Source organism: Pseudomonas sp. PDM31, from assembly GCF_019218965.1.
GTDB lineage: Bacteria > Pseudomonadota > Gammaproteobacteria > Pseudomonadales > Pseudomonadaceae > Aquipseudomonas.
The window spans coordinates 306,017-331,686 of the sequence record NZ_JAHUWS010000007.1; the positions used below are offsets into that span (position 1 = coordinate 306,017).

Annotated in this window: 20 protein-coding genes; 9 read left to right on the forward strand and 11 right to left on the reverse strand. The window is 60.3% G+C overall.

Features of this window, described 5'->3' with window-relative positions; translation table 11 throughout:
- Positions 1-15: 15 nt before the first annotated feature.
- Positions 16-1,743, forward strand: coding sequence for an N-acetylglucosamine-specific PTS transporter subunit IIBC (gene nagE / locus KW839_RS16185; protein WP_218424900.1), 1,728 nt, complete (start codon positions 16-18; stop codon positions 1,741-1,743).
- 94 nt (positions 1,744-1,837) lie between these two features.
- Here the strand turns inward: nagE and KW839_RS16190 are convergent, their stop codons facing one another.
- Both KW839_RS16190 and purL read right to left on the reverse strand, forming a co-directional pair.
- Entirely contained in the window at positions 1,838-2,149 is a 312-nt protein-coding gene (locus KW839_RS16190; RefSeq protein WP_218424934.1) for a YqfO family protein, read from the reverse strand.
- 5 nt (positions 2,150-2,154) lie between these two features.
- Entirely contained in the window at positions 2,155-6,051 is a 3,897-nt protein-coding gene (purL, locus tag KW839_RS16195) for a phosphoribosylformylglycinamidine synthase (protein WP_218424901.1), read from the reverse strand.
- Between the two features lie 285 nt (positions 6,052-6,336).
- Between purL and mltF the strand changes: the two genes are divergently transcribed.
- Entirely contained in the window at positions 6,337-7,797 is a 1,461-nt protein-coding gene (mltF, locus tag KW839_RS16200) for a membrane-bound lytic murein transglycosylase MltF (RefSeq protein WP_218424902.1), read from the forward strand.
- A 128-nt stretch (positions 7,798-7,925) separates the two neighbouring features.
- Here mltF and pdxJ read toward each other — a convergent pair whose 3' ends face one another.
- The 8 genes from pdxJ to lptF form a co-directional block, all read right to left on the reverse strand.
- On the reverse strand, positions 7,926-8,672 hold the full coding sequence (gene pdxJ, locus KW839_RS16205) for a pyridoxine 5'-phosphate synthase (protein WP_060543134.1): 747 nt from the start codon (positions 8,670-8,672) through the stop codon (positions 7,926-7,928).
- A gap of 50 nt (positions 8,673-8,722) precedes the next feature.
- On the reverse strand, positions 8,723-9,406 hold the full coding sequence (recO, locus tag KW839_RS16210) for a DNA repair protein RecO (protein WP_218424903.1): 684 nt from the start codon (positions 9,404-9,406) through the stop codon (positions 8,723-8,725).
- Between the two features lie 172 nt (positions 9,407-9,578).
- The gene (era, locus tag KW839_RS16215; RefSeq protein WP_060543132.1) at positions 9,579-10,481 is read right to left on the reverse strand and encodes a GTPase Era; all 903 of its coding nucleotides are present in this window, start codon (positions 10,479-10,481) and stop codon (positions 9,579-9,581) included.
- On the reverse strand, positions 10,474-11,163 hold the full coding sequence (rnc, locus tag KW839_RS16220; protein WP_218424904.1) for a ribonuclease III: 690 nt from the start codon (positions 11,161-11,163) through the stop codon (positions 10,474-10,476). The genes era and rnc overlap by 8 nt, the downstream gene beginning before the upstream one ends.
- A 184-nt stretch (positions 11,164-11,347) precedes the next feature.
- On the reverse strand, positions 11,348-12,202 hold the full coding sequence (lepB, locus tag KW839_RS16225; protein ID WP_060543130.1) for a signal peptidase I: 855 nt from the start codon (positions 12,200-12,202) through the stop codon (positions 11,348-11,350).
- A 5-nt stretch (positions 12,203-12,207) separates the two neighbouring features.
- The gene (gene lepA, locus KW839_RS16230; protein WP_060543129.1) at positions 12,208-14,007 is read right to left on the reverse strand and encodes a translation elongation factor 4; all 1,800 of its coding nucleotides are present in this window, start codon (positions 14,005-14,007) and stop codon (positions 12,208-12,210) included.
- 170 nt (positions 14,008-14,177) lie between these two features.
- On the reverse strand, positions 14,178-15,239 hold the full coding sequence (gene lptG / locus KW839_RS16235; protein WP_218424905.1) for an LPS export ABC transporter permease LptG: 1,062 nt from the start codon (positions 15,237-15,239) through the stop codon (positions 14,178-14,180).
- On the reverse strand, positions 15,232-16,350 hold the full coding sequence (gene lptF, locus KW839_RS16240; RefSeq protein ID WP_060543127.1) for an LPS export ABC transporter permease LptF: 1,119 nt from the start codon (positions 16,348-16,350) through the stop codon (positions 15,232-15,234). Before lptF ends, lptG begins: the two co-directional genes overlap by 8 nt.
- A 393-nt stretch (positions 16,351-16,743) precedes the next feature.
- Between lptF and KW839_RS16245 the strand changes: the two genes are divergently transcribed.
- From KW839_RS16245 to KW839_RS16255, 3 genes are read left to right on the forward strand one after another with little or no spacing between them, the layout of a single operon-like run.
- A complete protein-coding gene (locus KW839_RS16245; protein ID WP_218424906.1) occupies positions 16,744-18,234 on the forward strand; it encodes a leucyl aminopeptidase in 1,491 nt (496 codons plus the stop codon).
- 60 nt (positions 18,235-18,294) lie between these two features.
- Entirely contained in the window at positions 18,295-18,723 is a 429-nt protein-coding gene (locus KW839_RS16250; protein ID WP_218424907.1) for a DNA polymerase III subunit chi, read from the forward strand.
- Between the two features lie 8 nt (positions 18,724-18,731).
- Entirely contained in the window at positions 18,732-19,127 is a 396-nt protein-coding gene (locus KW839_RS16255) for a DNA polymerase III subunit chi (RefSeq protein ID WP_218424908.1), read from the forward strand.
- Positions 19,128-19,299: 172 nt separating this feature from the next.
- Here KW839_RS16255 and KW839_RS16260 read toward each other — a convergent pair whose 3' ends face one another.
- Entirely contained in the window at positions 19,300-20,067 is a 768-nt protein-coding gene (locus tag KW839_RS16260; RefSeq protein ID WP_218424909.1) for a sulfite exporter TauE/SafE family protein, read from the reverse strand.
- Positions 20,068-20,166: 99 nt separating this feature from the next.
- Between KW839_RS16260 and KW839_RS16265 the strand changes: the two genes are divergently transcribed.
- The 4 genes from KW839_RS16265 to leuA all read left to right on the forward strand — a co-directional run bounded on the left by KW839_RS16265 (position 20,167) and on the right by leuA (position 25,486).
- Positions 20,167-21,057 (forward strand): LysR family transcriptional regulator, encoded by an 891-nt coding sequence (locus KW839_RS16265; protein WP_218424935.1) that lies wholly within the window; start codon positions 20,167-20,169, stop codon positions 21,055-21,057.
- 42 nt (positions 21,058-21,099) lie between these two features.
- Entirely contained in the window at positions 21,100-22,479 is a 1,380-nt protein-coding gene (xseA, locus tag KW839_RS16270) for an exodeoxyribonuclease VII large subunit (RefSeq protein WP_218424910.1), read from the forward strand.
- 3 nt (positions 22,480-22,482) lie between these two features.
- Entirely contained in the window at positions 22,483-23,304 is an 822-nt protein-coding gene (locus KW839_RS16275) for a M23 family metallopeptidase (protein ID WP_218424911.1), read from the forward strand.
- Between the two features lie 502 nt (positions 23,305-23,806).
- Entirely contained in the window at positions 23,807-25,486 is a 1,680-nt protein-coding gene (leuA, locus tag KW839_RS16280; protein WP_218424912.1) for a 2-isopropylmalate synthase, read from the forward strand.
- The last annotated feature ends 184 nt before the right edge of the window (positions 25,487-25,670 follow it).

Sequence of the window (25,670 nt, forward strand, 5' to 3'; positions counted from 1 at the left end):
CCAGGGAGATCCGCCATGTACCAATACTTCATCGAAGGCCTGCAGCGCCTCGGCCGTGCGCTGATGCTGCCGATCGCCATCCTGCCGATTGCCGGCCTGCTGCTGCGCCTTGGCGACACCGATCTGCTGAACATCGCGATCATCCACGACGCCGGCCAGGTCATCTTCGCCAACCTGGCAATGATCTTCGCCATCGGCATCGCCGTCGGGTTCGCCAAGGACAACAACGGCACCGCCGGGCTGGCCGGGGCCATTGGTTATCTGGTGATGGTCTCGACCCTGAAGGTGCTGGATTCGAGCATCAACATGGGCATGCTCGCCGGGATCATCAGCGGCCTGATGGCCGGCGCGCTGTACAACCGCTTCAAGGACATCAAGTTGCCGGAGTATCTGGCGTTCTTCGGTGGCCGCCGCTTTGTACCGATAGTCACCGGCTTCACGGCGGTTGGCCTGGGGGTCGTCTTCGGTTACATCTGGCCGCCGATCCAGCACGGCATCAATGCTTTCGGCGCATTGATGATGGAGAGCGGCAGTATCGGCGCGTTCGTCTTTGGCGTGTTCAACCGTCTGTTGATCGTCACTGGCCTGCACCACATCCTCAACAACATGGCGTGGTTCGTGTTCGGCAACTTCACCGACCCGACCACCGGCGCGCTGGTGACCGGCGATCTGTCGCGCTACTTTGCCGGCGACCCGAAAGGCGGCCAGTTCATGACCGGCATGTTCCCGATGATGATCTTCGGCCTGCCCGCCGCGTGCCTGGCGATGTACCGCAATGCCTTGCCGGAACGGCGCAAGGTGATGGGCGGGATTTTCCTGTCCATGGCGCTGACTTCTTTCCTGACCGGCGTGACCGAGCCCATCGAATTCGCCTTCATGTTCCTCGCGCCACTGCTGTATCTGCTGCATGCTTTGCTGACCGGCGTGTCGATGGCCGTCACCAATGCGCTGAACATCCACCTGGGGTTCACCTTCTCCGGTGGTTTTATCGACATGATTCTTGGCTGGGGTAGATCCACCAACGGCTGGCTGGTGTTCCCGGTGGGCCTGGCGTATGCGGTGATCTATTACCTGGTGTTCGATTTCTGCATCCGGCGCTTCGACCTGAAGACACCGGGCCGTGAAGGCAGCGTTGCCACCGAGCAGGTAGCAGTCACCGAAAATGAGCGCGCCGGTGCTTACATCAAGGCATTGGGCGGTGCCGCCAACCTGATCACCGTCGGCGCTTGCACCACACGTTTGCGTCTGGACATGGTGGATCGCAACAAAGCCTCGGACACGGACTTGAAAGCACTCGGCGCAATGGCCGTGGTGCGCCCGGGCAAGGGCGGAAGCTTGCAGGTGGTGGTCGGGCCGATGGCCGATGCGATTGCCGATGCGATTGCCGATGAAATCCGCCTGGCGATGCCGGCGTTGGACCGGACGATTGTGTCGACGCCTGCGGCGCTGGTCGAAGAACCGACACCTGTCGCCGTCGCGACTCCAGAAGCGCAGCAATGGCTGCAGGCCTTGGGCGGTGGCGACAATGTGTTGCAGCTGGATTGCGTGGCAATGACCCGCATTCGTCTGCAACTGGCTGACGGTAAAGCCTTGTCCGAAAGTGAGTTGAAGGCCTTGGGTTGCCATGGCGTGACTCAGCTAGAGGGAGGGATCTGGCACCTGCTGATTGGCGACAAGGCGCCGATTTTGAGTGGTACGCTGGAAACATTGATCAATCGCAGTGAGGTCAGCGCCAAGGTTTAGATCCTGGTTCCCTGGCAGGCCCCAAAAAAACCTGGGCATGAAAAAACCCGCTGAAATCACTTTCAGCGGGTTTTTCATTTCAGCAGCCAGGGAATCAGAAATCCTCCAACCGCCACACCTCATAAGCCGGTGTCTCGTAGGGGTGACTCTGCTTCAGAGCCTCCACCACCGGGCGAATCAACTCATCCGCCACCACCAGCTCAACCTTCCATTCCTCGACCTGTTCGACCTGCCCTGCCTCGCCAATGAACGGCTGGCTGCCATCCAGTGGCCGAAACTGGCCTTGGCCCAGCACCTGCCATGAACAATGGTCATAAGCACCGATCCGCCCGCCACCGGCGGCGAATACAGCGCTCTTGACCCGCTCGACATGACTGTCGGGAACGAAAAAGCTGAGCTTGTACACGGTGCTTAGTTCACCCACACACGAGCATTACGGAACATGCGCATCAGCGGAGCATCTTCTTTCCACTCATCCGAACGCCACGAGTTCTGCACGGCACGGAACACACGCTCCGGGTGCGGCATCATGATGGTCACGCGACCGTCGCGGCTGGTCAATCCAGTGATCCCGCGCGGCGAGCCGTTCGGGTTGGCCGGGTAGCTTTCGGTGACCTTGCCGTGGTTGTCGACGAAACGCATCGCCACGCAACCGGACAGATCGGCTTCCAGCAAGGCTTCTTCGCTGGAGAACTCGGCATGACCTTCACCGTGGGCGATAGCGATCGGCATACGCGAACCGGCCATGCCCTGCAGGAAGATCGAGTTCGACTCCTGGATCTGTACCATCGCCACGCGCGCTTCGAACTGCTCGGAGCGGTTACGCACGAAGTGCGGCCAGAACTCGCTGCCCGGGATCAGTTCGTGGAGGTTGGACATCATCTGGCAACCGTTGCACACGCCGAGGGTGAAGCTGTCGTTACGCTCGAAGAAACCCTGGAACGCATCGCGGGCACGGCTGTTGAACAGCGCGGACTTGGCCCAGCCTTCACCGGCACCCAGTACGTCGCCGTAGGAGAAACCGCCGCAGGCGACCATGCCCTTGAACTCGTTCAGGTCGACGCGACCGGCCAGAATGTCGCTCATGTGCACGTCGATCGCGTTGAAACCGGCGCGGTCGAACGCCGCCGCCATTTCCACCTGGCCGTTGACGCCCTGCTCACGCAGTACGGCAACCTGAGGGCGAATGCCTTTCTTGATGTAAGGCGCGGCGATGTCCTGGTTGACGTCGTAGCTGAGCTTGACGCTAAGGCCCGGGTTGTCTTCTTCCAGCAGCACGTCGAACTCTTGCTCGGCGCAGTCGGCGTTGTCACGCAGACGCTGGATCTGGTAGCTGGTCTCGGCCCACTGACGTTGCAGCAGACGACGCTGACCTTCGAACACGGTGTCGCCGTTGAAGGTGATGTTGATCTGGCCATTGTTCATTGGCTGACCGATCACCGACACGCACTCACCCAGGCCGGCAGCGCTGAACTGCGCGAGGATGTCGGCAGTGGAGTCCTGGCGCACCTGGATCACGGCACCCAGTTCTTCGTTGAACAGGATGGCGGCGATATCGGCGGAGGTTTCGGCCAGGCCGTCGAGGTTCAGGCTCAGGCCGCAGTGACCGGCGAAGGCCATTTCCACCACGCTGGTCAGCAGACCACCGTCGGAACGGTCGTGGTAAGCCAGCAGGTGACCGTCGGCGTTGAGGCCCTGGATCACTGCGAAGAAGGCTTTCAGGTCTTCGGCGTCGTCGACGTCCGGGGCCTGATTGCCGAGCTTGCCGTGAACCTGGGCGAGGATCGAGGCACCCATGCGGTTCTGGCCGCGACCGAGGTCGATCAGGATCAGGTCGGTGGTGCCCTTGTCCATGCGCAGTTGCGGGGTCAGGGTCTGACGGATGTCAGTCACTGGCGCGAAACCGGTGACGATCAACGACATTGGCGAAGTGACGGATTTGTCGACGCCTTCATCGTTCCAGCGGGTGGCCATGGACATCGAGTCCTTGCCCACCGGAATGGTGATGCCCAGCTCAGGGCACAGCTCCATTCCGACCGCTTTCACGGTGTCGTAAAGGCGTGCATCTTCACCCGGGTGGCCGGCAGCCGACATCCAGTTCGCCGACAGTTTAATGTCGGAGATCTTGCCGATGCGCGAAGCCGCGATGTTGGTCAGGGTTTCGCCGATGGCCATGCGGCCCGACGCCGGAGCGTCCAGCAGAGCCAACGGAGTACGTTCGCCCATGGCCATGGCTTCACCGGTGTAGACGTCAAAGCTGGTGGCGGTGACGGCAACGTCGGCCACCGGAACCTGCCACGGGCCGACCATTTGGTCACGGGCCACGAGGCCGGTGATGGTGCGGTCGCCGATGGTGATCAGGAAGCTTTTGCTGGCCACGGCCGGGTGATGCAGGACGCGCTCGACGCATTCACCGATGTTCAGGGTCGACGGATCGAAATCGTCGCCCAGCTCGTTTTCACGAACAACCGAACGGTGCATGCGCGGGGCTTTGCCCAGCAACACTTCCAGCGGCATGTCCACCGGGCTGTTGCCGAAGTGGCTGTCGGTCACGGTCAGCTGCGGCTCTGCGGTAGCTTCACCGACTACGGCAAACGGGCAACGCTCACGTTCGCAGATCGCCTTGAAGCGCTCGAAGTCAGCCGGGCCGACCGCCAGAACGTAACGTTCCTGGGATTCGTTGGACCAGATTTCGTGCGGGGCCATGCCCGGCTCGTCGTTTGGAATGTTGCGCAGTTCGAAACGGCCACCGCGCTCGCCGTCGTTGACCAGTTCCGGGAAAGCGTTGGACAGACCGCCCGCACCCACGTCGTGGATGAAGCTGATCGGGTTCTTGTCGCCCAGCTGCCAGCAACGGTCGATGACTTCCTGGCAACGGCGCTCCATTTCCGGGTTTTCGCGTTGTACGGAAGCGAAGTCCAGGTCCGCCGAGCTGGTGCCGGTGGCCATGGAGGAAGCTGCACCGCCACCCAGACCGATCAGCATCGCCGGGCCGCCGAGCACGATCAGCTTGGAGCCGACGACGATCTCGCCTTTCTTGACGTGCTCTTCACGGATGTTGCCCATGCCGCCAGCCAGCATGATTGGTTTGTGGTAACCACGGACTTCATCACCGTGCGGGGTGGTGATCGATTGTTCGAAGGTACGGAAGTAGCCAGTCAGGGCCGGACGACCGAATTCGTTGTTGAACGCAGCGCCGCCCAGCGGGCCTTCGATCATGATGTCCAGCGCGGTAACGATGCGCTCAGGCTTGCCGTACGGCACTTCCCACGGCTGTTCGAAGCCAGGGATCTGCAGGTTGGACACGGTGAAACCGGTCAGGCCAGCCTTTGGCTTGGCACCACGGCCGGTCGCGCCTTCGTCGCGGATCTCGCCGCCGGAACCGGTGGATGCGCCCGGGAACGGGGCAATCGCGGTCGGGTGGTTGTGGGTCTCGACTTTCATCAGGATGTGCACCGGCTCCTGCACCGCGCCGTACTGGCGGGTTTCAGGGTCCGGGAAGAAACGGCCGGCCACGGAGCCGACGATTACCGAAGCGTTGTCCTTGTAAGCCGACAGAACGCCTTCGCTGTGCATCACGTAGGTATTCTTGATCATGCCGAACAGGCTTTTTTCCTGGCTCTCGCCGTCGATGTCCCAACTGGCGTTGAAGATCTTGTGACGGCAGTGCTCGGAGTTCGCCTGGGCGAACATCATCAGTTCGATGTCGTGCGGGTTGCGCTTCAAGCCGACGAAGGCGTTGACCAGGTAATCGATCTCGTCTTCAGCCAGGGCCAGACCCAGCTCGGTGTTGGCTTTTTCCAGCGCGGCGCGGCCGCCACCCAGCACGTCGATCGCGGTCAGCGGTTTTGGCTCGGCGTGGCTGAACAGGCCGGCAGCCTGTTCGAGGTTGCCCAGAACGATCTGGGTCATGCGGTCGTGCAGGCCATCAGCAATCAGCTGGGCTTCAGCGTCGCTGAACTGGCCGGCCACGTAGAACGCGATGCCGCGCTCCAGGCGCTGGATCTTGCCCAGGCCGCAGTTGCGAGCGATGTCGCTGGCCTTGCTCGACCATGGCGAGATGGTGCCGAAACGCGGCAATACCAGGAACAGACGGCCGGTCGGCTCTTGTACCGGAACGCTTGGACCGTACTTCAGAAGGCGCGCAAGCACCTGCTGTTCGTCGCCGGTCAGTACGCCGGTAACTTCGGCGAAGTGAGCGAATTCAGCATACAGGCCGCTGACAGCCGGAACCTTCTGGCTCAGTTGCTCAAGGAGCTTGCTGTGGCGAAAGGCAGAAAGGGCAGGAGCGCCGCGCAGGATCAACATCTTCGGGACAGCCTCGGGAAGGGGTGTGCTTTGAGGCCGTGCATTCTAGCCTAAACAGCCCGCGACATCACCCGAAACGCTACGCACGGTTGCACTGGAGTGTCTATCTGTGTTTCTGCCCCGAGAGTCAGGTTAACCGGGCGTGTCACCACAGCTTATTTTTACTGTATCAAAATGCATAAAAGGCCCATTCCTGCGGGGTTTCGGCCTGTTTTACGATCGCTAGCAGATAGGCCCTTCACTGTCGAGATATGGCGTCCGTGGTCCTTTGCGTATACTGCGCAGATGTTTTCCCCAACGGCTTTGCGTCCGCGGTACGCCAGATGGCTGATCGCAACCGGACTCTTCCTGATGCTCCAGGGTTGTGTTGATAAACCCAACACACTGGAGCGTGTAAAGGAGGATGGTGTGCTGCGGGTGGTTACCCGTAACAGCCCCGCCACTTACTTCCAGGATCGTAACGGTGAAACCGGCTTCGAATACGAGCTGGTGAAGCGCTTCGCCGACGATCTGGGGGTCGAACTCAAGATAGAGACCGCCGACAACCTCGACGACCTGTTCAACCAGGTAGGCCAGCCCAATGGCCCCGTACTGGCAGCCGCTGGCCTTGTCACCAGCGAAGAACGGAAAAAACAGGTACGGTTTTCCCATTCCTACCTGGAAGTCACCCCACAGGTCATTTATCGCAATGGCCAGTCGCGCCCGACCGATGCGAAGGATCTGGTGGGCAAAAAAATCATGGTGCTCAAGGGCAGCACCCATGCCGAGCAACTGGCGCAGCTGAAACAGAAATATCCCGGTATCGAATACGAAGAATCCGACGCAGTCGAAGTCGTCGACCTACTTCGTATGGTCGACGAAGGTCAGATCGATCTCACGCTGGTCGATTCCAACGAAGTGGCGATGAACCAGGTGTACTTCACCAACATTCGCGTCGCCTTCGACCTCGGTGACGCCAGCGACCAGAGCTGGGCGATAGCGCCCGGTGAAGACAACAGCCTGCTCAACGAGGTCAACGACTACCTCGACAAGGTCAAGAAGAACGGCACCCTGCAACGCCTCAAGGACCGTTACTACGGGCATGTCGACGTACTTGGCTACATGGGCGCCACCACCTTTGCCCAACACCTGCAGCAACGCCTGCCCAAGTACGAGCAGCACTTCAAGGCCTACGCCAAGAAAGAGAAAGTCGACTGGCGCCTGCTGGCGGCCATCGGTTACCAGGAATCGCTTTGGCAACCCACAGTGACCTCCAAGACCGGCGTGCGCGGCCTGATGATGCTGACCCAGAACACCGCGCAGGCCATGGGCGTGTCCAATCGCCTGGACCCCAAGCAGAGCATCATGGGCGGCGCCAAGTACCTGGCCTATATGAAGGATCAGCTGGACGATTCGATCCAGGAGCCGGACCGCACCTGGTTTGCCCTGGCGGCGTACAACGTCGGCAGCGGTCACCTGGATGACGCGCGCAAGCTGGCGGCCAAGGAAGGACTGAACCCGGACAAATGGCTGGACGTGAAGAAGATCCTGCCGCGCCTGTCCGAGAAGAAGTGGTACAGCAAGACCCGTTACGGCTATGCCCGCGGCGGCGAGCCGGTGCATTTCGTGGCGAACATCCGTCGTTACTACGACATCCTCACCTGGGTCACGCAGCCACAGCTGGAAGGCGATCAGGTGGCCGAGGGCAAACTGCTGGTGCCGGGGATCGACAAGAGCAAACCGGCTCAAGAGCCTGCACCGCTCTAGTCCAGACAACCAAAATCAAATGTGGGAGCGGGCTTGCTCGCGAATGCGGTGCAACATTCAACATTTCTGTTGGCTGACACTGCGCTTTCGCGAGCAAGCCCGCTCCCACATGGTTTTTGCGCTGGTTTTTAAGCCTTGGCAGCAGCCGCCAGAATCAACGCCTTCATCTCCGACACCGCCGACTTGAAGCCAACGAACAGCGCATGGGCGACCAGCGCATGGCCGATGTTCAGCTCATTGATGCCCTTGATCGCTGCCACCGCCTCAACGTTGTGGTAGTGCAGGCCATGGCCGGCATTGACGATCAGGCCCTGGGCCAGGCCAAACGCCACACCATCAGCCACGCGCTTGAGCTCTTCAGCCACCTCGGTCGGCGTTTGCGCATCGGCGTAGCGACCCGTGTGCAGTTCGATCGCCGGCGCGCCTACGCGGTGCGACGCTTCGATCTGACGCTCATCGGCGTCGATGAACAGCGACACTTCGCAGCCGATCTTCGCCAGGCGTTCTACCGCTGCCTTGATCCGCGCCTCCTGCCCCGCCACGTCCAGACCACCCTCGGTGGTCAACTCCTGACGGGTCTCCGGCACCAGGCAGACATGCGCCGGGCGGATATGCTCGGCGAACGCCATCATCTCTTCAGTGACACCCATTTCGAAGTTCATGCGGGTTTGCAGCACGTCCTTGAGCAGCAGCACGTCGCGCTCCTGAATGTGCCGGCGGTCTTCGCGCAGGTGCACGGTGATGCCGTCGGCGCCCGCCTCTTCTGCATCCAGCGCGGCCTTGACCGGGTCCGGGTAACGAGTACCCCGGGCCTGACGCAAAGTGGCAACGTGGTCGATGTTCACGCCAAGAAGAATGCGGGTGCTGGTGGTCACGGAAAGCGCTCCAGAAGAAGAGAAAGTTCGGTGCACAGCATACGGGGAGACTACGGCTTGCGAAACAGCTCGCGACTGACCAGAGGCCGACCACCCAGGTGAACGGCCAGTGCCTGACGCATCAAACGCTTGGCCGCCGACAACGCACCCGGTGCGCTCCAGTCGGCTTCAGCCATGGCCAGCAGTTCGGAGCCGTTGAACAACCCGGGCTGCAGCAGAAAGACCCGTTCCAGTCCCGCATCCACCTGCAAACGGTAGAGGCCGTCTGGCGCAACGGGTTCGTCGTGGATATCGGTTATCAATGAAAAGCCGTAGCCCAGATCATCCAGCAAGCGCCATTCGAACGACCGCAGCAACGGCTCCAGCGGACGGCCTTCGGCCAGGGCCAGCAAGGTCGCGGCATAGTGATCGAACACCGCAGGAAAAGGGTCTTCGGCAGGCAACAGGCGAATCAAAAGCTCATTGAGATACAGACCGCTGAACAGCGCCTCGCCGTTGAGCCAGGACGCGATGCCGGCGCTCTCCATACGCCCGACATTCTTAAGCTCACCACGCCCGCGGAACTCAACCTCCAGCGGCACGAACGGCCGCGCCAACGTCCCGGCCTTGCCCCGCGCACTGCGCAACACCGCCCGCAGCCGCCCTTGCGGCGTCAGGAAATCCACCAGCGCACTGTTTTCGCGGTAGGCTCGGGAGTGCAGGACGTAGGCGGGTTGGGGGATGGGTTGGGACATGGAAATCGCAGATCTCAATGGGGAAGCGCAGTTTTACAAGCAACCCAAAACCAATGTGGGAGCGGGCTTGCTCGCGAAAGCGGTGTACCAGTCAACATCAATGCTGAATGTTACATCCTCTTCGCGAGCAAGCCCGCTCCCACAGGGTTTTGCTGTATATCAGAAACCGGCGTTACAGGTCGCCATAACCCAGCGAACGCAACGCGCGTTCGTCGTCGGACCAGCCACCCTTAACCTTGACCCACAGGTTGAGCATGATCTTGGAGTCGAACAGCAGCTCCATGTCCTTGCGCGCCTCGGTGCCGATGCGCTTGATGCGCTCGCCCTTGTCGCCAATGATGATTTTCTTCTGGCCATCACGCTCGACGAGGATCAACGCATGGATGTGCAGGGTTTTGCCCTGCTGCTTGAACTCTTCGATTTCGACGGTGATCTGGTACGGCAGCTCGGCGCCCATCTGGCGCATGATTTTCTCGCGCACCAGCTCAGCGGCAAGGAAGCGGCTGCTGCGGTCGGTGATCTGGTCTTCCGGGAAGAAGTGATCGTTTTCCGGCAGGTGATCGGCAATCACGCGCTCCAGCGCATCGAGGTTATGGCCGTGCTGCGCCGAAATCGGGATGATCTGCGCGTTCGGCAACTGCTCCTGCAACCAGCTCAGGTGCGGCATCAGCTCGGCCTTGTCTTCGATGCGGTCGGTCTTGTTCAACGCAACGATCAGCGGGCCGGTCACGTACTGGACGCGCTCGAGGACCATCTGGTCTTCTTCGGTCCACTTGGTGCGGTCGACCACGAAGATCACCACGTCGACGTCTTTCAACGCCGCCGAAGCGGTCTTGTTCATGTAGCGGTTCAGGGCCTTCTCGCCACCCTTGTGCATGCCCGGGGTGTCGACGTAGATCGCCTGTACAGCGCCTTCGGTCTTGATACCGAGCATGTTGTGGCGCGTGGTCTGCGGCTTGCGCGAGGTGATCGCCAGCTTCTGACCCAGGATGTGGTTCAGCAGCGTGGACTTGCCCACGTTGGGACGGCCGACGATGGCAACATAGCCACAGCGAGTTGCGTTTGTATCAGTCATTGCCATTCTCCACACCCAGGGCAATCAGTGCTGCGGCGGCCGCTACCTGTTCGGCAATACGACGGCTCACACCCTGACCTCGGCTTTTTTCGTTCAGTAAGATGATTTCGCATTCGACGAAGAACGTCCGGCAATGCGGCTCACCCTGGATATCCACCACTTCGTAACGCGGCAGTTCGCAACCACGAGACTGCAGGAACTCCTGCAGACGGGTTTTCGGATCTTTGTTGGTGTCGACCAGCGTCAGGCCTTCGAACTCACCGGCCAGCCAGGCGAGCACGCGCTCACGGGCCACTTCCATGCCGGCGTCCAGATAGATCGCGCCAATCAGCGCTTCCAGGGCATCGGCCAGAATCGACTCGCGGCGAAAACCGCCGCTTTTCAGCTCGCCCGAGCCCAGGCGCAGGTAATCGCCAAGATCGAAACCACGGGCCAGTACGGCCAGGGTCTCACCTTTGACCAGGCGTGCGCGCAAACGCGACAGCTGGCCTTCGCGGGCCAGCGGGAAGCGATCGAACAGAGCCTCGCCGGCGACGAAGTTGAGGATGGCGTCACCGAGGAATTCCAGGCGTTCGTTGTTACGCCCGGCAAAACTGCGGTGAGTCAGGGCCAGGACCATCAGTTCCTGATCCTTGAAGGTGTAGCCGAGCTGACGCTCGAGACGGCTTAAGGAGGCGCTCACGGTTTACCCACGCTGAGTTCGTGGCTGGATTCCACCGCCATCGCCGAGGTGCGGCGCAGGCTTGGGACAATTAACGCTGTGTTCAAAAATTACGTCCTGAATATCATTGTTTTCATGCCTCTGTCGCCGAATATGCCGACTCCAGAAATGCATTCGGCGCTGTGTTCAACAGCGCCGTGTTTGATTACTTGATCAGGCCAACCCGCGAGAAGTTCGGCAGGTGACTGAGTTTTGGTTCCGGCCAGCTCATCCAGACTGCGAAGGCCTTGCCGACGATATTCTTGTCGGGAACCATGCCCAGCAGATCCTTGGGAATGCTCGGATCATCCCAAAAGCGACTGTCGTTGGAGTTGTCGCGATTGTCGCCCATCATGAAGTAGTGCCCGGCCGGCACGGTCCACGAATGGTCCGGCATGACGCGGTAGCGGGTCATTTCCTTGCGGATCAGGTGCTCGGCAACGCCGAGTTTTTCCTTGTAGAGCGCTGCGCTGCCCAGGGTACCCGGCTCGTTACCGACCAGTTGCTCGGCGATCGACTCACCGTTGACGAACAGACGCTTGTCGGCGGTATAACGAATCTGATCACCCGGCAGGCCCACCACACGCTTGATGTAGTTGACGTTCGGGTCGCTCGGGTAACGGAACACCATCACATCACCGCGCTGCGGATCACCGACATCGATGATCTTCTTGTCGACCACCGGCAAGCGGATCCCGTAGGAAAACTTGCTCACCAGAATGAAGTCGCCAACGTCCAGGGTCGGTTTCATCGAGCCGGAAGGAATCTGGAACGGTTCCACCAGGAACGAACGCAGCACCAGCACGATGAACAGCACCGGAAAGAACGACTTTCCGTATTCGACCAGCAGCGGCTCCTTGTTCAGTTTTTCGACCACCACGATATCAGGCTGGCTGACGCTGCCCTGATAGGAGGCGATGGCGGCGCGACGACGCGGCGCCAGAAAAAGCAGATCGAGCAACGCCAACAGGCCGCAGACGAACACGGCGATGACCAGCAACAGCGGGAAATTTAGTGACATAGGACCTAACTATCCAACCTGAGCACTGCAAGGAAGGCTTCCTGTGGAATTTCCACGTTGCCGACCTGCTTCATGCGTTTTTTACCGGCCTTTTGCTTTTCCAGCAGTTTCTTCTTACGACTGACGTCACCGCCGTAGCATTTGGCCAATACGTTCTTTCTGAGCGCCTTGACGGTTGTACGCGCCACAATCTGCCCGCCAATGGCGGCCTGGATTGCCACGTCGAACATCTGCCGCGGAATCAGTTCTTTCATCTTCTCGGTCAACTGGCGACCTTTGTAGTGCGCATTGTCACGGTGAACGATCAGCGCCAGGGCGTCGACCTTGTCACCGTTGATCAGCACATCCAGTTTCACCAGACTAGCCGATTGGTAACGATCAAAGTGGTAGTCCAGCGAAGCATAGCCGCGACTGGTGGACTTCAGACGATCGAAGAAGTCCAGGACCACTTCGTTCATCGGCAAGTCGTAGGTCACCTGGACCTGAGTGCCGAGGAACAGCATGTCGACCTGCACACCACGTTTTTCGATGCACAGGGTAATGACGTTGCCCAGGTGCTCTTGCGGCACAAGAATGTTGGCGCGAACGATCGGTTCACGCATGTCTTCGATCGAAGACAGGTCCGGCAGTTTCGACGGGTTATCGACGTAGATCGTCTCACCGGTCTTGAGCAGCAGCTCGAAGATTACCGTCGGTGCGGTGGTAATCAGGTCCAGGTCGTACTCGCGCTCAAGGCGCTCCTGGATGATCTCCATGTGCAGCATGCCGAGGAAGCCGCAACGGAAGCCGAAGCCCAGGGCGTCGGAGCTCTCCGGGGTGTACTGCAGCGACGAGTCGTTCAGGGTGAGCTTTTGCAGCGCTTCACGGAAGTCTTCGAAGTCGTCGGAGCTGACCGGGAACAGGCCGGCGTAGACCTGCGGCTGAATGCGTTTGAAACCTGGCAGTACGTCAACGTCCGGGGTCGAGCTCAGGGTCAGGGTATCGCCCACTGGCGCACCGTGAATGTCCTTGATGCCGGCGATGATGAAGCCCACTTCGCCAGCCTTCAGGTCAACGGTGGCGGTGTGTTTCGGGTTGAACACACCGACGCTGTCCACCAGGTGGATCTTGCCGGTGGACTTGACCAGAATCTTGTCGCCCTTCTTCACGCGGCCGTGGCGTACGCGCACCAGGGACACAACGCCCAGGTAGTTGTCGAACCAGGAGTCGATGATCAACGCTTGCAGCGGATCTTCGATGTTGCCGGTCGGCGCGGGAATGGTGGTGACCAGGCGCTCGAGCACTTCATCGACGCCCAGACCGGTCTTGGCACTGCAAGTGACCGCGTCGGTGGCATCGATGCCGATGATTTTTTCGATTTCTTCCTTCACACGGTCCGGATCGGCCTGTGGCAGGTCGATCTTGTTCAGCACCGGCATCACTTCCAGACCCTGCTCGATCGCCGTGTAGCAGTTGGCAACCGATTGTGCTTCAACACCTTGACCGGCGTCGACCACCAGCAGCGCACCTTCACAGGCCGCCAGCGAACGGCTGACTTCATAGGTGAAGTCAACGTGGCCGGGGGTGTCAATGAAGTTCAACTGGTAGTTGATACCATCGCGGGCTTTGTAATACAGAGTAACGCTGTGCGCCTTGATGGTGATCCCGCGCTCACGCTCCAGATCCATGGAGTCCAGGACCTGGGCTTCCATTTCGCGCTCGGCCAGGCCGCCGCACATCTGGATGAAGCGATCGGCCAGCGTCGACTTGCCATGGTCAATGTGGGCGATGATGGAGAAATTGCGGATATGACTCAAATCACTCACGGATCAACACTCAAAAAGGCTGCAGGCATAGCCCGCCGAAAAATAGCCGCGAATTGTACCTGATCCACGGTGCCAGCGTCACGTTCACAGGTCAGACGGCACATACAAAAACGCCCCGGCCTTGCGGCAGGGGCGTTTTTTATCGACAACGAGGGCGCAAAAGCCCCGGATCAACCGGCGCGACGCAACATCCAGAGCCCGGCCAAGGCACAGATACCGGCCGGAACCAGCACCGCCAGCAATGGCGGGAAACCGAACACCAGGCTCGAAGGGCCCAGCAAATCCTGGACGATACGGAAGGTGAAGCCCACCAGGACACCGGTGAACACCCGCTGGCCGAGGGTCACCGAGCGCAGCGGGCCGAAGATGAAGGAGATCGCCATCAACACCAGGGCGGCAGTGACCAATGGCTGCAACACCTTGACCCAAAATGCCAGCCAGTAACGGCCATTGTTCAGCCCCTGGTCTGCCAGATAGTGGATGTAACCCCAGAGACCGCTGATCGACAACGACTCTGGCGCCATGACCACGGTGCTCAACAGCTGCGGGCTAAGTGCAACATCCCAGCGCTCGACAGGCGCAGCCACCACTTCCGTACGCTTTTCGTGGAACAGCGTGGTGGTGACATCCGTCAACTGCCAGTGATCGGTGTCGAATTCCGCGCGCTTGGCGAAGCTCGCCGACAACATGTGCCGTTCGTTATCGAAGCGATAGCGGGTGACGCCGTACAGGATACCGTTGGGTTGCACCGAGTTGACGTGAATGAACTCGTCACCCTGGCGGTGCCACAAGCCATGCCTGGCGCTTTGTGCGTCGCCACTGCCCTGGGCCAGCGAGCGATTGGCCTGCGCCACGGTTTCGGTGGCCGGCGCGACATATTCACCGACCAACACACCGACCAGCATCAACACCAGCATGGGCTTCATGACCGCCCAGACGATTCGCCCGATCGACACGCCGGCGGCACGCATGATGGTCAATTCACTGTTGCTGGCCAGACTGCCGAGGCCGATCAGGCAACCGATCAAGGCCGCCATTGGCAGCATGTCGTACAGACGACGCGGTGCGGTCAGCATTACGTAACTCAGGACATCGACCAAGGTGTAGGAATCGCTGACTTCGCTCATCTCGTCAATGAAGGCAAACAATGTCGCCAGGCCGAGGATGATCCCCAGTACCGCCAGGATCGCCATGAACACGCTGCTACCGATGTAGCGATCGAGCTTAACCACGGGCCACCTCCCGCGCGCTGCGACGACTCGCCAGCTTCAGGCACAGGGTTTCCCAGTAGAGCAGGCCCAGGCCAATGGCCAGGAATATCCCGTGCACCCACCACAACCCCACCGAAGTCGGGATCTTGCCCTTTTCCAGGGCGCCGCGAGCGGCAATCAGGATAGACAGGTAAGCCATATAAAGAAGAATCGCCGGCAGCAACTTGAGGAATCGGCCCTGACGCGGGTTGACCCGCGACAGAGGCACCGCCATCAAGGTCACGATGAAGACCAGCAATGGCAGAGACAGACGCCATTGCAGTTCAGTGTGGGAACGAATGTCATCGCTGCCAATCAGCGAACTGGTGGGCATCGCGTCACGATCGGTGACTTCGTCGCTCACATCCGGTTTTGGCAGCAGGACACCGTACTCCTCGTACTTGATCGCCCGGTAGTCGGCCTGCCCGGGATTACCGTCATAACGGTAACCGTTGTCGAGGATCAGGTAGCGATTGCCGTCAGGGCGGATTTCCTGACGGCCCTTTTCAGCCACCAGTACGGAAATGCCCCGGTCTTTCTTGTCGGAACTGATGTTTTTCTGCGAGATGAACACACTGCCCAGGTTGATGCGATCATCCGACAAGGTCTCGGTGTAGGTCACCCGGGTGCCGTCACGCAGGGACTGGAAGCGGCCCGGCTCCAGGGTATCGAACTCGGTCAGGGCGTCCTGTTTGTTGAGCAGCAACTGGAATTGATTGGCCCCCTGCGGCGCCAGGCTCAGGCTCAACCATGCCACCACCAGTGCAACCAGCGTGGCTGGAAACAGGGTCATGCAAAACAGGCGTTGCTGGCTCATGCCCGTGGCCGACAATACCGTCATTTCGCTTTCGAGATACAACCGGCCATAAGACAGCAGGATCCCGAGAAACAGCCCCAGAGGCAGGATCAGCTGAAGGAAACCGGGCAGACGAAACCCCATGATCAGGAACAATGAGCCCGGATCCAGCAGGCCCGCAGCGGCCTGGGCGAGGTATTTGATGAAGCGACCACTCATGATGATGACCAGCAGCACGGCGCTGACGGCGCTCAAGGTCAACAGGACTTCGCGGGATAAATAACGGAAGACAATCAAACCAGACACTCCAGGGTTGTCAGGCTAAGGCGGCCAAACAAGCAAACGTATCAGACAGCCCACAAGACAGAGCCGCCGAAAAAGATTGCGCATTATCCTGTGATTGAGCGCGCCTGTCACTGCGCAATGCACTGGTGCGGGCGCAGGCGCGAGCTTGCTCAAGATGTCGCCAACGATAATGTGTAGAACCTGAAACCCCGCGGCGGTCTCGGGTTCTTCGCGAGCAGGCTCGCTCCTACAATAGTACAACCGAGGGTTGTCAGGCGCCGGTAGCGAGGTTCAAACTGCGGCCTTTGTCGCCGACAGTCATTGGCGCCTTTCTATTTTATGAGCAAGCGACGCACACCCAGTGCCGGGCGCTTGCGCATTCACCAACAATGCAGGGACCCGGACATGGAACTGGTTGTAAAAAGCGTCAACCCGGAAACATTGAAAACCGCCACCCTGGTAGTGGCCGTCAGCGAAGGCCGCAAGCTCGGTGCCGTTGCCCGGCAAATCGACGAACTGAGCGGCGGCGCAATCAGCGCCGTGCTCAAGCGTGGCGACCTGGCCGGCAAAGTCGGCCAGAGCCTGTTGCTGCACAGTCTGCCGAACCTCAAGGCCGAGCGCGTGTTGCTGGTGGGCGTGGGCAAGGACGATGAACTGGGTGACCGCCCCTTCCGCAAAATCATCGCCGGCATCCTCAACACCCTCAAGGGCCTGGGCGGCAGCGATGCGGTGCTGGCACTGGATGAAGTCGTGGTCAAAGGCCGCGACAGCTATGGCAAGACTCGCCTGCTGGCGGAAACCCTGGTAGACGGCGAGTACAGCTTCGACCAGTTCAAGAGCCAGAAAGCCGAACCGCGCGCCCTGAAGAAAATCACCCTGGTGACCATCAAGGCCGCTCAGGCCGAAGTGCAGCGCGCCGTGAATCATGGCACCGCGATCGCCAACGGCATGGCCTTCACCCGCAACCTGGGCAACCTGCCGCCGAACATCTGCCACCCGACCTTCCTCGGCGAGCAAGCCAAGAGCCTGGGCAAAGAGTTCAAGGAACTGAAAGTCGAAGTACTCGACGAGAAGAAGATCAAGGACCTGGGCATGGGTTCCTTCTACGCCGTGGGCCAGGGCAGTGCCCAGCCACCGCGCCTGATCGTCATGCAATACAACGGCGGCAAGAAATCCGAGAAGCCATACGCACTGGTCGGCAAAGGCATCACTTTCGACACCGGCGGCATCAGCCTGAAACCCGGCGCCGGCATGGATGAAATGAAGTACGACATGGGCGGCGCCGCCAGCGTGTTCGGTACCCTGCGTGCCGTGCTCGAACTGAAGCTGCCGATCAACCTGGTGTGCATCCTGGCTTGCGCCGAGAACATGCCGAGCGGCAACGCTTCGCGTCCGGGCGACATCGTCACCACCATGAGCGGCCAGACCGTGGAAATCCTCAACACCGACGCCGAAGGCCGCCTGGTGCTGTGCGACGCCCTGACCTACTCCGAGCGCTTCAAGCCACAAGCGGTGATCGACATCGCCACCCTGACCGGCGCCTGCATCGTCGCCCTGGGTTCCCACACGTCGGGCCTGCTGGGCAATAACGACGAACTGATCGGCCAACTGCTCAGCGCCGGCAAGGCTGCCGACGACCGCGCCTGGCAACTTCCGCTGTTCGATGAGTACCAAGAGCAACTGGACAGCCCGTTCGCCGACATCGCCAACATCGGCGGCCCGAAAGCCGGCACCATCACGGCCGCCTGCTTCCTGTCGCGCTTCACCAAGAACCTGAACTGGGCGCACCTGGACATCGCCGGCACCGCCTGGACCAGTGGCGGCAAGGACAAGGGCGCCACTGGCCGTCCGGTTCCGTTGCTGACCCAGTACCTGCTGGACCGCGCCAAAGCCTGAAACCAATGACCCTGGACGGCGTTGCGTTCGAGCAACGCCGCCCAGGGCTCAGGAACCGCAATGACCAAAGTCGACTTCTATATCCTGCCCAGCGCCGATCCTTCGGCGCGGCTCGATTTCGCCTGCAAGCTCACCGAAAAAGCCTGGCGCATGGGCCACCGTATCTACCTGCATTGCAGCGACGCGACCCAGCGTGATGATCTCGACGCACGTCTGTGGGCGTTCAAGGGCGAAAGCTTCGTGCCCCATGGTCCCGTCGAAAGCGAACCAGACGGCTTGATCAGCCTGGGCTTTGGCGACGACTGCGGTCAGCACCAGGACCTGCTGGTCAACCTCGACCTGAAAGTCCCGGCCTTCGCCCAGCGTTTCGCCCGCGTGGCGGAAGTGGTGGTGGAAGATCCGGCGATTCGCCAGGCCGCGCGGGAGAGTTTCCGTTTCTACCGCGAACAGGGCTATCCTCTGCAAGATCACCGTCTACAGCGACTCTGAGCATTCCGATGGACACTCCAAAACCGCTGCAACAGTCTGCGCACCTGCTGGACGACCTCGAGTCGATCCGCCAGTTGCTCGGCGATGACAACCTGCAACCGCCCCTGCTGACCGACACGGTCGAGGACAGCGACCAGGAACAGATTCCCATGTTGTTCGATGCGGTCACCGAACCGCCGCAACCGGTCGTACCGACAGCCCCGGCACCAGAGGCCGCACCGGCACCTGCGCCAAGTGCCAGCCAGAATCCCGATGCCCTGCTGCATCTGGACAGCGAACTGCGCGCGGCCGCGCAATTGATCATGCAAGACGTGATCGACGATTTCGCCCCGCACATAGAAACCGAGATCAAACGCCGCCTCAATGCGCGGCTGGAGCGGTTGTTGAGTCAGTACAACGACTGACAGAACGCAACTACTGTAGTGAGGGACTTACTGTGGCGAGGGGGCTTGCCCCCGCTCGGCTGCGAAGCAGTCGCAAACTCAGGCACCCTGATCTGACTGAAACAAAACCGGGGCGGTGCCGCGGTCCGACAAGCCCCCTCGCCACAGCAAGCCCCCTACCCACAAATAGTATTCAGGTGCTCAAGTAGCGCCCAATCAAGGCAATCCCGCTGGCCAGCACCAGCCAGGTCACCAGGCGCACGAACGCCTCGCGCGACAGCTTCATGGTCAGCCGTCGGCCGATCCACAGCCCCAGCGCCATGGCCGGCAGCAGACACAACGCCAGCGCCAGCAACGGCAAATCGGCATACACACCCGCTATCACGAACAGGCTCAACCGCACCACGGTGCTGCAACTGATCAATGCACTCTGGGTCGCCCGCGCCGCCTCTTTGGACAAACGACTGTTCAGATAGATCGCATACAAAAAACCGCCACTGCCGAACAACGCACCAAACATCCCGCCTACCGTACCCATCGGCACTGCCCATGCTGCGGACAATTGCGTCGGCCGGGTTTTGACACCCAGGCTGTAGATCGCATAGGCGCTGATAAACAGCCCCATCAACAGCAGCAACAGATCCGACTTGAGATTCAGCAGGAAAATCACCCCCAGAGTGCAGCCCACTGCCATGCACGGCAGCAAACGCAGCAACTCCGGCCTGGCCACATCACGCCGCGAAGGCAGCAGATTGCCGAAAGCCGCGACGAAATCCAGCAACACCAGCAGCGGTACGATCTTCGACAGCGGCATAAACAGAAGCAGAATCGGCCCGGCCACCAGCGCGGTGCCGAAACCGGCGATGCCAAATACGATGTAAGCCAGGGCGATGCCCGCCCCGATGATCAGCCAGTCCATGGCGCCGAACGGCCATTGCCCCAGCAACGTCAATACGCTCATTGCAGCGTTCCTCTATTTAAGTTCGCTGACTTTAGCCATCGCCGAGCGTTGCGACTAATATCATCAAAGCCACCCACCAATCTCAAAAAGGCATGTCTTGTGCTTTCAATCCGGCAACTGCGTTACTTCGTAGAAATCGCTGAGTGCGGCAGTTTTGGGGCCGCAGCCGAGCGTCTGTTCATCGCCCAGTCGGCGCTGAGTCGACAAATCAAGGACATGGAAGCGCACCTGCAAACCCCGCTCTTTGAACGTACTGCACGCAGGCCCCAGCTCACACCTGCGGGGGAAGCTTTTTTACCCCGAGCCAAAAATCTGTTGAGCGAACTGATCAAGGCCAGCGAAATGGCCACCAAGATCGGTAGTGGCCAAACCGGTACCTTACGCCTGAGTCATTCCAGCACGGTGCCCATGAGCGGCCGACTGTTACGCAGTGTCAGCGATTATCTTGAACATCATCCCGGTGTATCCATGGACATCGCTCAGTTGTCTTCCGAAGCGCAGCTGCAAGAATTGGCAGACGGTCGACTGGATATCGGTCTATTGCGTTTACCAGTGCTCCGCCAGTGCGAAGAAATACAGATTGAGCGGCTTTACGAGGAGCCTTTGCTGGTGGCAGTTCCGCCCGATCACTGGTTGGCCGGGGACATCCCCGGGCAGCCAATCAACCTGGGACAGTTGCGTGACGAAGCGTTTATTTCCATCCCTCACCCCCAACGAGGAGGGCTTAGCTACCTGTCTGCCCAGTTGTGCATGCGCCAGGGTTTCTTTCCCAAAGCAGCTCGGGTGATGTCGCGTAAAACAACGCAACTGCAGTTAATCCAGGCGGGATTTGGTATCGCCCTTTTGCCGGAATCAATGCAGGACATTGCGCCACCCGATGTGCATTTCCTGCCACTGGCAGACCCCGACAGCCATAGCAGCGTCGCCTTGGCATACCGCAAACACCCAACGACGCTGGTTCAACAGTTCATCGATCATTTGGTCATATAGGGATCGTGCATTCACTTGGAAAATGCCTTTAAACTGCGCCCCATGATTAAAGATCCCTTTGCAAGACTCGGCCTCGACCGCGAGGTCCTCACCGTCAGCCAGCTCAACGGCCGCGCGCGGGTGCTGCTCGAAGACGTGTTCAGCAATATCTGGGTCGAAGGTGAAATCTCCAACCTCGCCCGCCCGGCGTCCGGCCATGTCTACTTCACCCTCAAGGACAGCGGCGCCCAGGTGCGTTGCGCGCTGTTCCGGCAGAACGCGGCACGGGTTCGCCAGGCGTTGAAAGACGGCCTGGCGGTCAAGGTGCGCGGCAAGGTCTCGTTGTTCGAGGGCCGCGGCGATTATCAACTGATCCTCGATACCATGGAGCCAGCCGGCGACGGCGCGTTGCGCCTGGCCTTCGAGGCGCTGAAGGAAAAGCTCAGCGCCGAAGGTTTGTTCAGTGCCGAGCGCAAGGTGCCGCTGCCGGCACATCCGCAACGCATCGGCATCATCAGCTCGCCCACCGGCGCCGTGATCCGCGACATCATCAGCGTGTTCCGCCGCCGCGCACCGCAGGTGCAGTTGACGCTGATTCCCACTGCCGTACAGGGGCGCGAAGCCACCGCACAGATTGTCCGCGCACTGAAGCTGGCCGACGCCCGTGGCTTTGACGCACTGATCCTGGCCCGGGGCGGCGGCTCCCTGGAAGACCTCTGGTGCTTCAACGAGGAAGCCGTGGCCCGTGCCGTGGATGCCTGCGTGACTCCGATCGTCAGCGCCGTCGGCCATGAAACCGATGTTTCAATCAGTGACTTCGTAGCCGACGTACGCGCGCCAACGCCCTCCGCCGCCGCCGAACTGCTGGCTCCGGACTCCAGCGATCTGGTACGCCGGGTCGAAAGCTTGCACCGGCGCCTGGTAATGCGCATGCGCGATCGCCTGATGCGCGATCGCCTGCGCCTGGAAGGTATCTCGCGCCGATTGCGTCATCCGGGCGAACGCCTGCGCCAGCAAGCACAACGCCTGGACGATCTGGACATGCGTATGCGGCGCGCCTTCGAGCGCAGTCTCAACACCCGTCGCGAGCGGCTGATCCGTCTCGAAACCCGCCTGGCCGGGCAACATCCCGGGCGTCAACTGGCGATGCTGCGTCAACGCCTCGACAGCCTTGCCGAACGCCTGCCCCGCGCTATCCGCGAGGGCTTGAAAAGCCGCCGCCTGCAACTGCAAAGCCAGATGCAGACGTTGCACGTGGTCAGCCCTCTGGCGACCCTCGGCCGTGGCTACAGCATTTTGCTCGACGAGCGCGGCAACGTAATCCGCAACGCCGGCCAAACTCATACCGGCCAACGCCTTAAGGCCAAGCTGGGTGAAGGCGAACTGCAGGTGCGGGTCGAAGACAATCACCTGACGCCCGTCACCCTCTCTTTACTGGACTGATCCATGCCGCGTTTTTTTGCTTCGTTGCTACTGCTGTGCCTGACCTTTAACGCCCATGCCGACAGCTACATCACCCGCCTGTTGAACAAGCCGGTGCCGGGGGGCGTGGCCGTCGTGGACCTGGGCGCGTCCATGCAAGCGCCGAAAGCCAGCTACCAGGGCAAACCGGTGCTGGTGGTCAAGGAACAGAACAACTGGCTGGCGATTGTCGGCGTACCGCTGACGGTCAAGCTGGGTGCCCAGTCCATCAGCAGCGGCGGTCGCAACCTGAGTTTCACGGTCGGAGCCAAGAAATACCCGGAACAGCGCATCACCCTGAAAAACACCCAGCAGGTCAATCCGGACCCGGAGAACCTCAAGCGCATCGAGCGCGAATTGGCGGAGCAGGTTGCCGCTTATCGCACCTTCAGCCCGAACACTCCGAGCAACCTGTTACTCGACAAACCGGTCAACGGCCCGCTGTCGAGCAAATTCGGCGTGCGCCGTTTCTTCAACGGTGAAGAACGCAACCCCCACTCCGGCCTGGATTTCGCCGTGGGCGCTGGCACACCGATCAAGACCCCGGCCGCCGGCAAGGTGATTCTCATAGGCAATTACTTCTTCAATGGCAATACGGTATTTGTCGACCACGGCCAGGGCTTTATCAGCATGTTCTGCCACATGTCGAAAATTGACGTGAAGGTCGGCCAGCAACTGGCCCGTGGCGGCGTGGTGGGGAAAGTCGGTGCGACCGGCCGGGCAACCGGGCCGCATATGCATTGGAATATCAGCCTGAATGATGCGCGGGTGGATCCGGCGATTTTTATCGGAGCGTTCCAGCCTTAAATCTCTAGTGAGACTGATGGCCTGATCGCGGGCAAGCCCGCTCCCACAGGGACTGGAGGCGTACATAAATTCCATGAACACCATCGCCCACTGTGGGAGCGGGCTTGCCCGCGAAGACGGCAGTCGAATCACCCGATAAATCCAAGGTTCCCTCAGCCTCGCCGACCTGAACCCCATTTTTCTTAATTGCGCACCAATCAAACCAAGCGCAAACAACACAACAATCGAATAAAATTGAAGCAATAAAATCGCGAGAAACACTCGCCCACGAGAATTCCTCTCAATTTTTTTCGACTGCTTGCCATCCTCAACCACGGCGGTTAGGGTTGAAGGCATGAAAACCTCTCACACCCTCATTCAGCTTCGTCAGCACCGCAGCCTGTGCCTTGTCAGCGCACGACTACCGGGCTGAATCGCAGTGCCTCGTCCCAAGCGTTATTCCAAGAACATTTGATCCACCGGCAGGCCGCCTTTTTTCGGCCCACACAATAAGGATTACCCGATGAGCATGCTCAAAGACCCGTCTTCGAAATACCGCGCGTTCCCGACCATCGATATCCCGGACCGCACCTGGCCATCGAAAACCATCACTGCCGCGCCAATCTGGTGCAGTTCCGACCTGCGCGATGGCAACCAGTCGCTGATCGAGCCGATGGACGCGGTCAAGAAGCTGCGCTTCTGGAAAACCCTGGTGCAAGTCGGCGTGAAGGAAATCGAAGCTTCGTTCCCGGCCGCCTCGCAAACCGACTTCGACTTCGTGCGTACCCTGATCGAAGGCAACCACATCCCGGACGACACCACCATCCAGGTGCTGACCCAGGGCCGTGAAGACCTGATCGCGCGTACCTTCGAATCCCTGCGTGGCGCGAAGAAAGCCATCGTTCACCTGTACAACGCGACCTCCCCTTCCTTCCGCCGCATTGTCTTCAACCAGGACAAGGACGGAATCAAGGAAATCGCGGTCAGCGCGGCCAAGCTGTTCGTCAAATACGCCGCCCAGCAGCCGGAAACCCAGTGGACCTTCGAATACTCGCCAGAGACTTTCAGTGCCACCGAGCTTGAGTTCGCCAAGGAAGTCTGCGACGCGGTGATCGAAGTCTGGAACCCGACGCCCGAGCACAAGATGATCCTCAACCTGCCGGCCACCGTCGAATGCGCGACCCCGAACATTTATGCCGACCAGATCGAGTGGTTCGGCCGTCACATCAACCGTCGTGACAGCGTGATCATCAGCCTGCACACCCACAACGACCGTGGCACCGGCGTAGCCGCCACCGAGTTGGGCCTGATGGCCGGCGCTGACCGTGTCGAAGGCTGCCTGTTCGGTAATGGCGAGCGTACCGGCAACGTTGACCTGGTAACCGTGGCGTTGAACCTCTACACCCAGGGCGTTCATCCTGAACTGGACTTCTCCGATATCGACGGCGTGCGCAAAGTCGTCGAAGAGTGCAACCAGATCCAGGTGCACCCGCGTCACCCGTACGTTGGCGACCTGGTCCATACCGCGTTCTCCGGCTCGCACCAGGATGCAATCCGCAAGGGCTTCGCCCAGCAGAAACCGGATGCACTGTGGGAAGTGCCGTACCTGCCGATCGACCCGGCCGACATTGGCCGCAGCTACGAGGCGGTGATCCGCGTCAACAGTCAGTCGGGCAAGGGCGGCATCGCTTATCTGCTGGAACAGGAATACGGCATCAACTTGCCGCGCCGCATGCAGATCGAGTTCAGCCAGGTCGTGCAGCGTGAAACCGATCGCCTGGGCCTTGAGATGACCGCCCAGCAGATCCACGCACTGCTGCACAGCGAATACTTGCAGGCAAACACCCCGTACGCGCTGGTCAGCCACCGTCTGCAGGAAGAAAACGGCAACAGTGCCGTCGAAGTCGAAGTCGCCGGCAAAGGCCAGGGCGAGACCAACCTGCACTGGCGCGGCAAGGGCAACGGCGCCCTGGAAGCCCTGGTGGCCGGCCTGCCGATCCCGGTGGAAATCATGGACTACAACGAGCACGCGATCGGTGCCGGGACCAATGCCAAGGCTGCGGCCTACATTGAACTGCGGGTGAACGGTGAACGCGCGGTCCACGGCGTGGGTATCGATGAAAACATCACCACCGCCAGCTTCAAGGCTCTGTTCAGCGCGCTGAATCGCTCGCTGAGCCAGCCGGAAGCTAAAGCGGCGTAAGCCATCGCTGAAACACAAAAGGCCCCGGGATGTGAATCTCGGGGCCTTTTTGTTTGTCTGGGATTTTTGTGTTGCCTGTTCTGGCCTCTTCGCGAGCAAGCCCGCTCCCACAGTGGGTTTTTGGTGTACACAAAATCTGTGCTCACACCGACCAAGTGTGGGAGCGGGCTTGCTCGCGAAGACG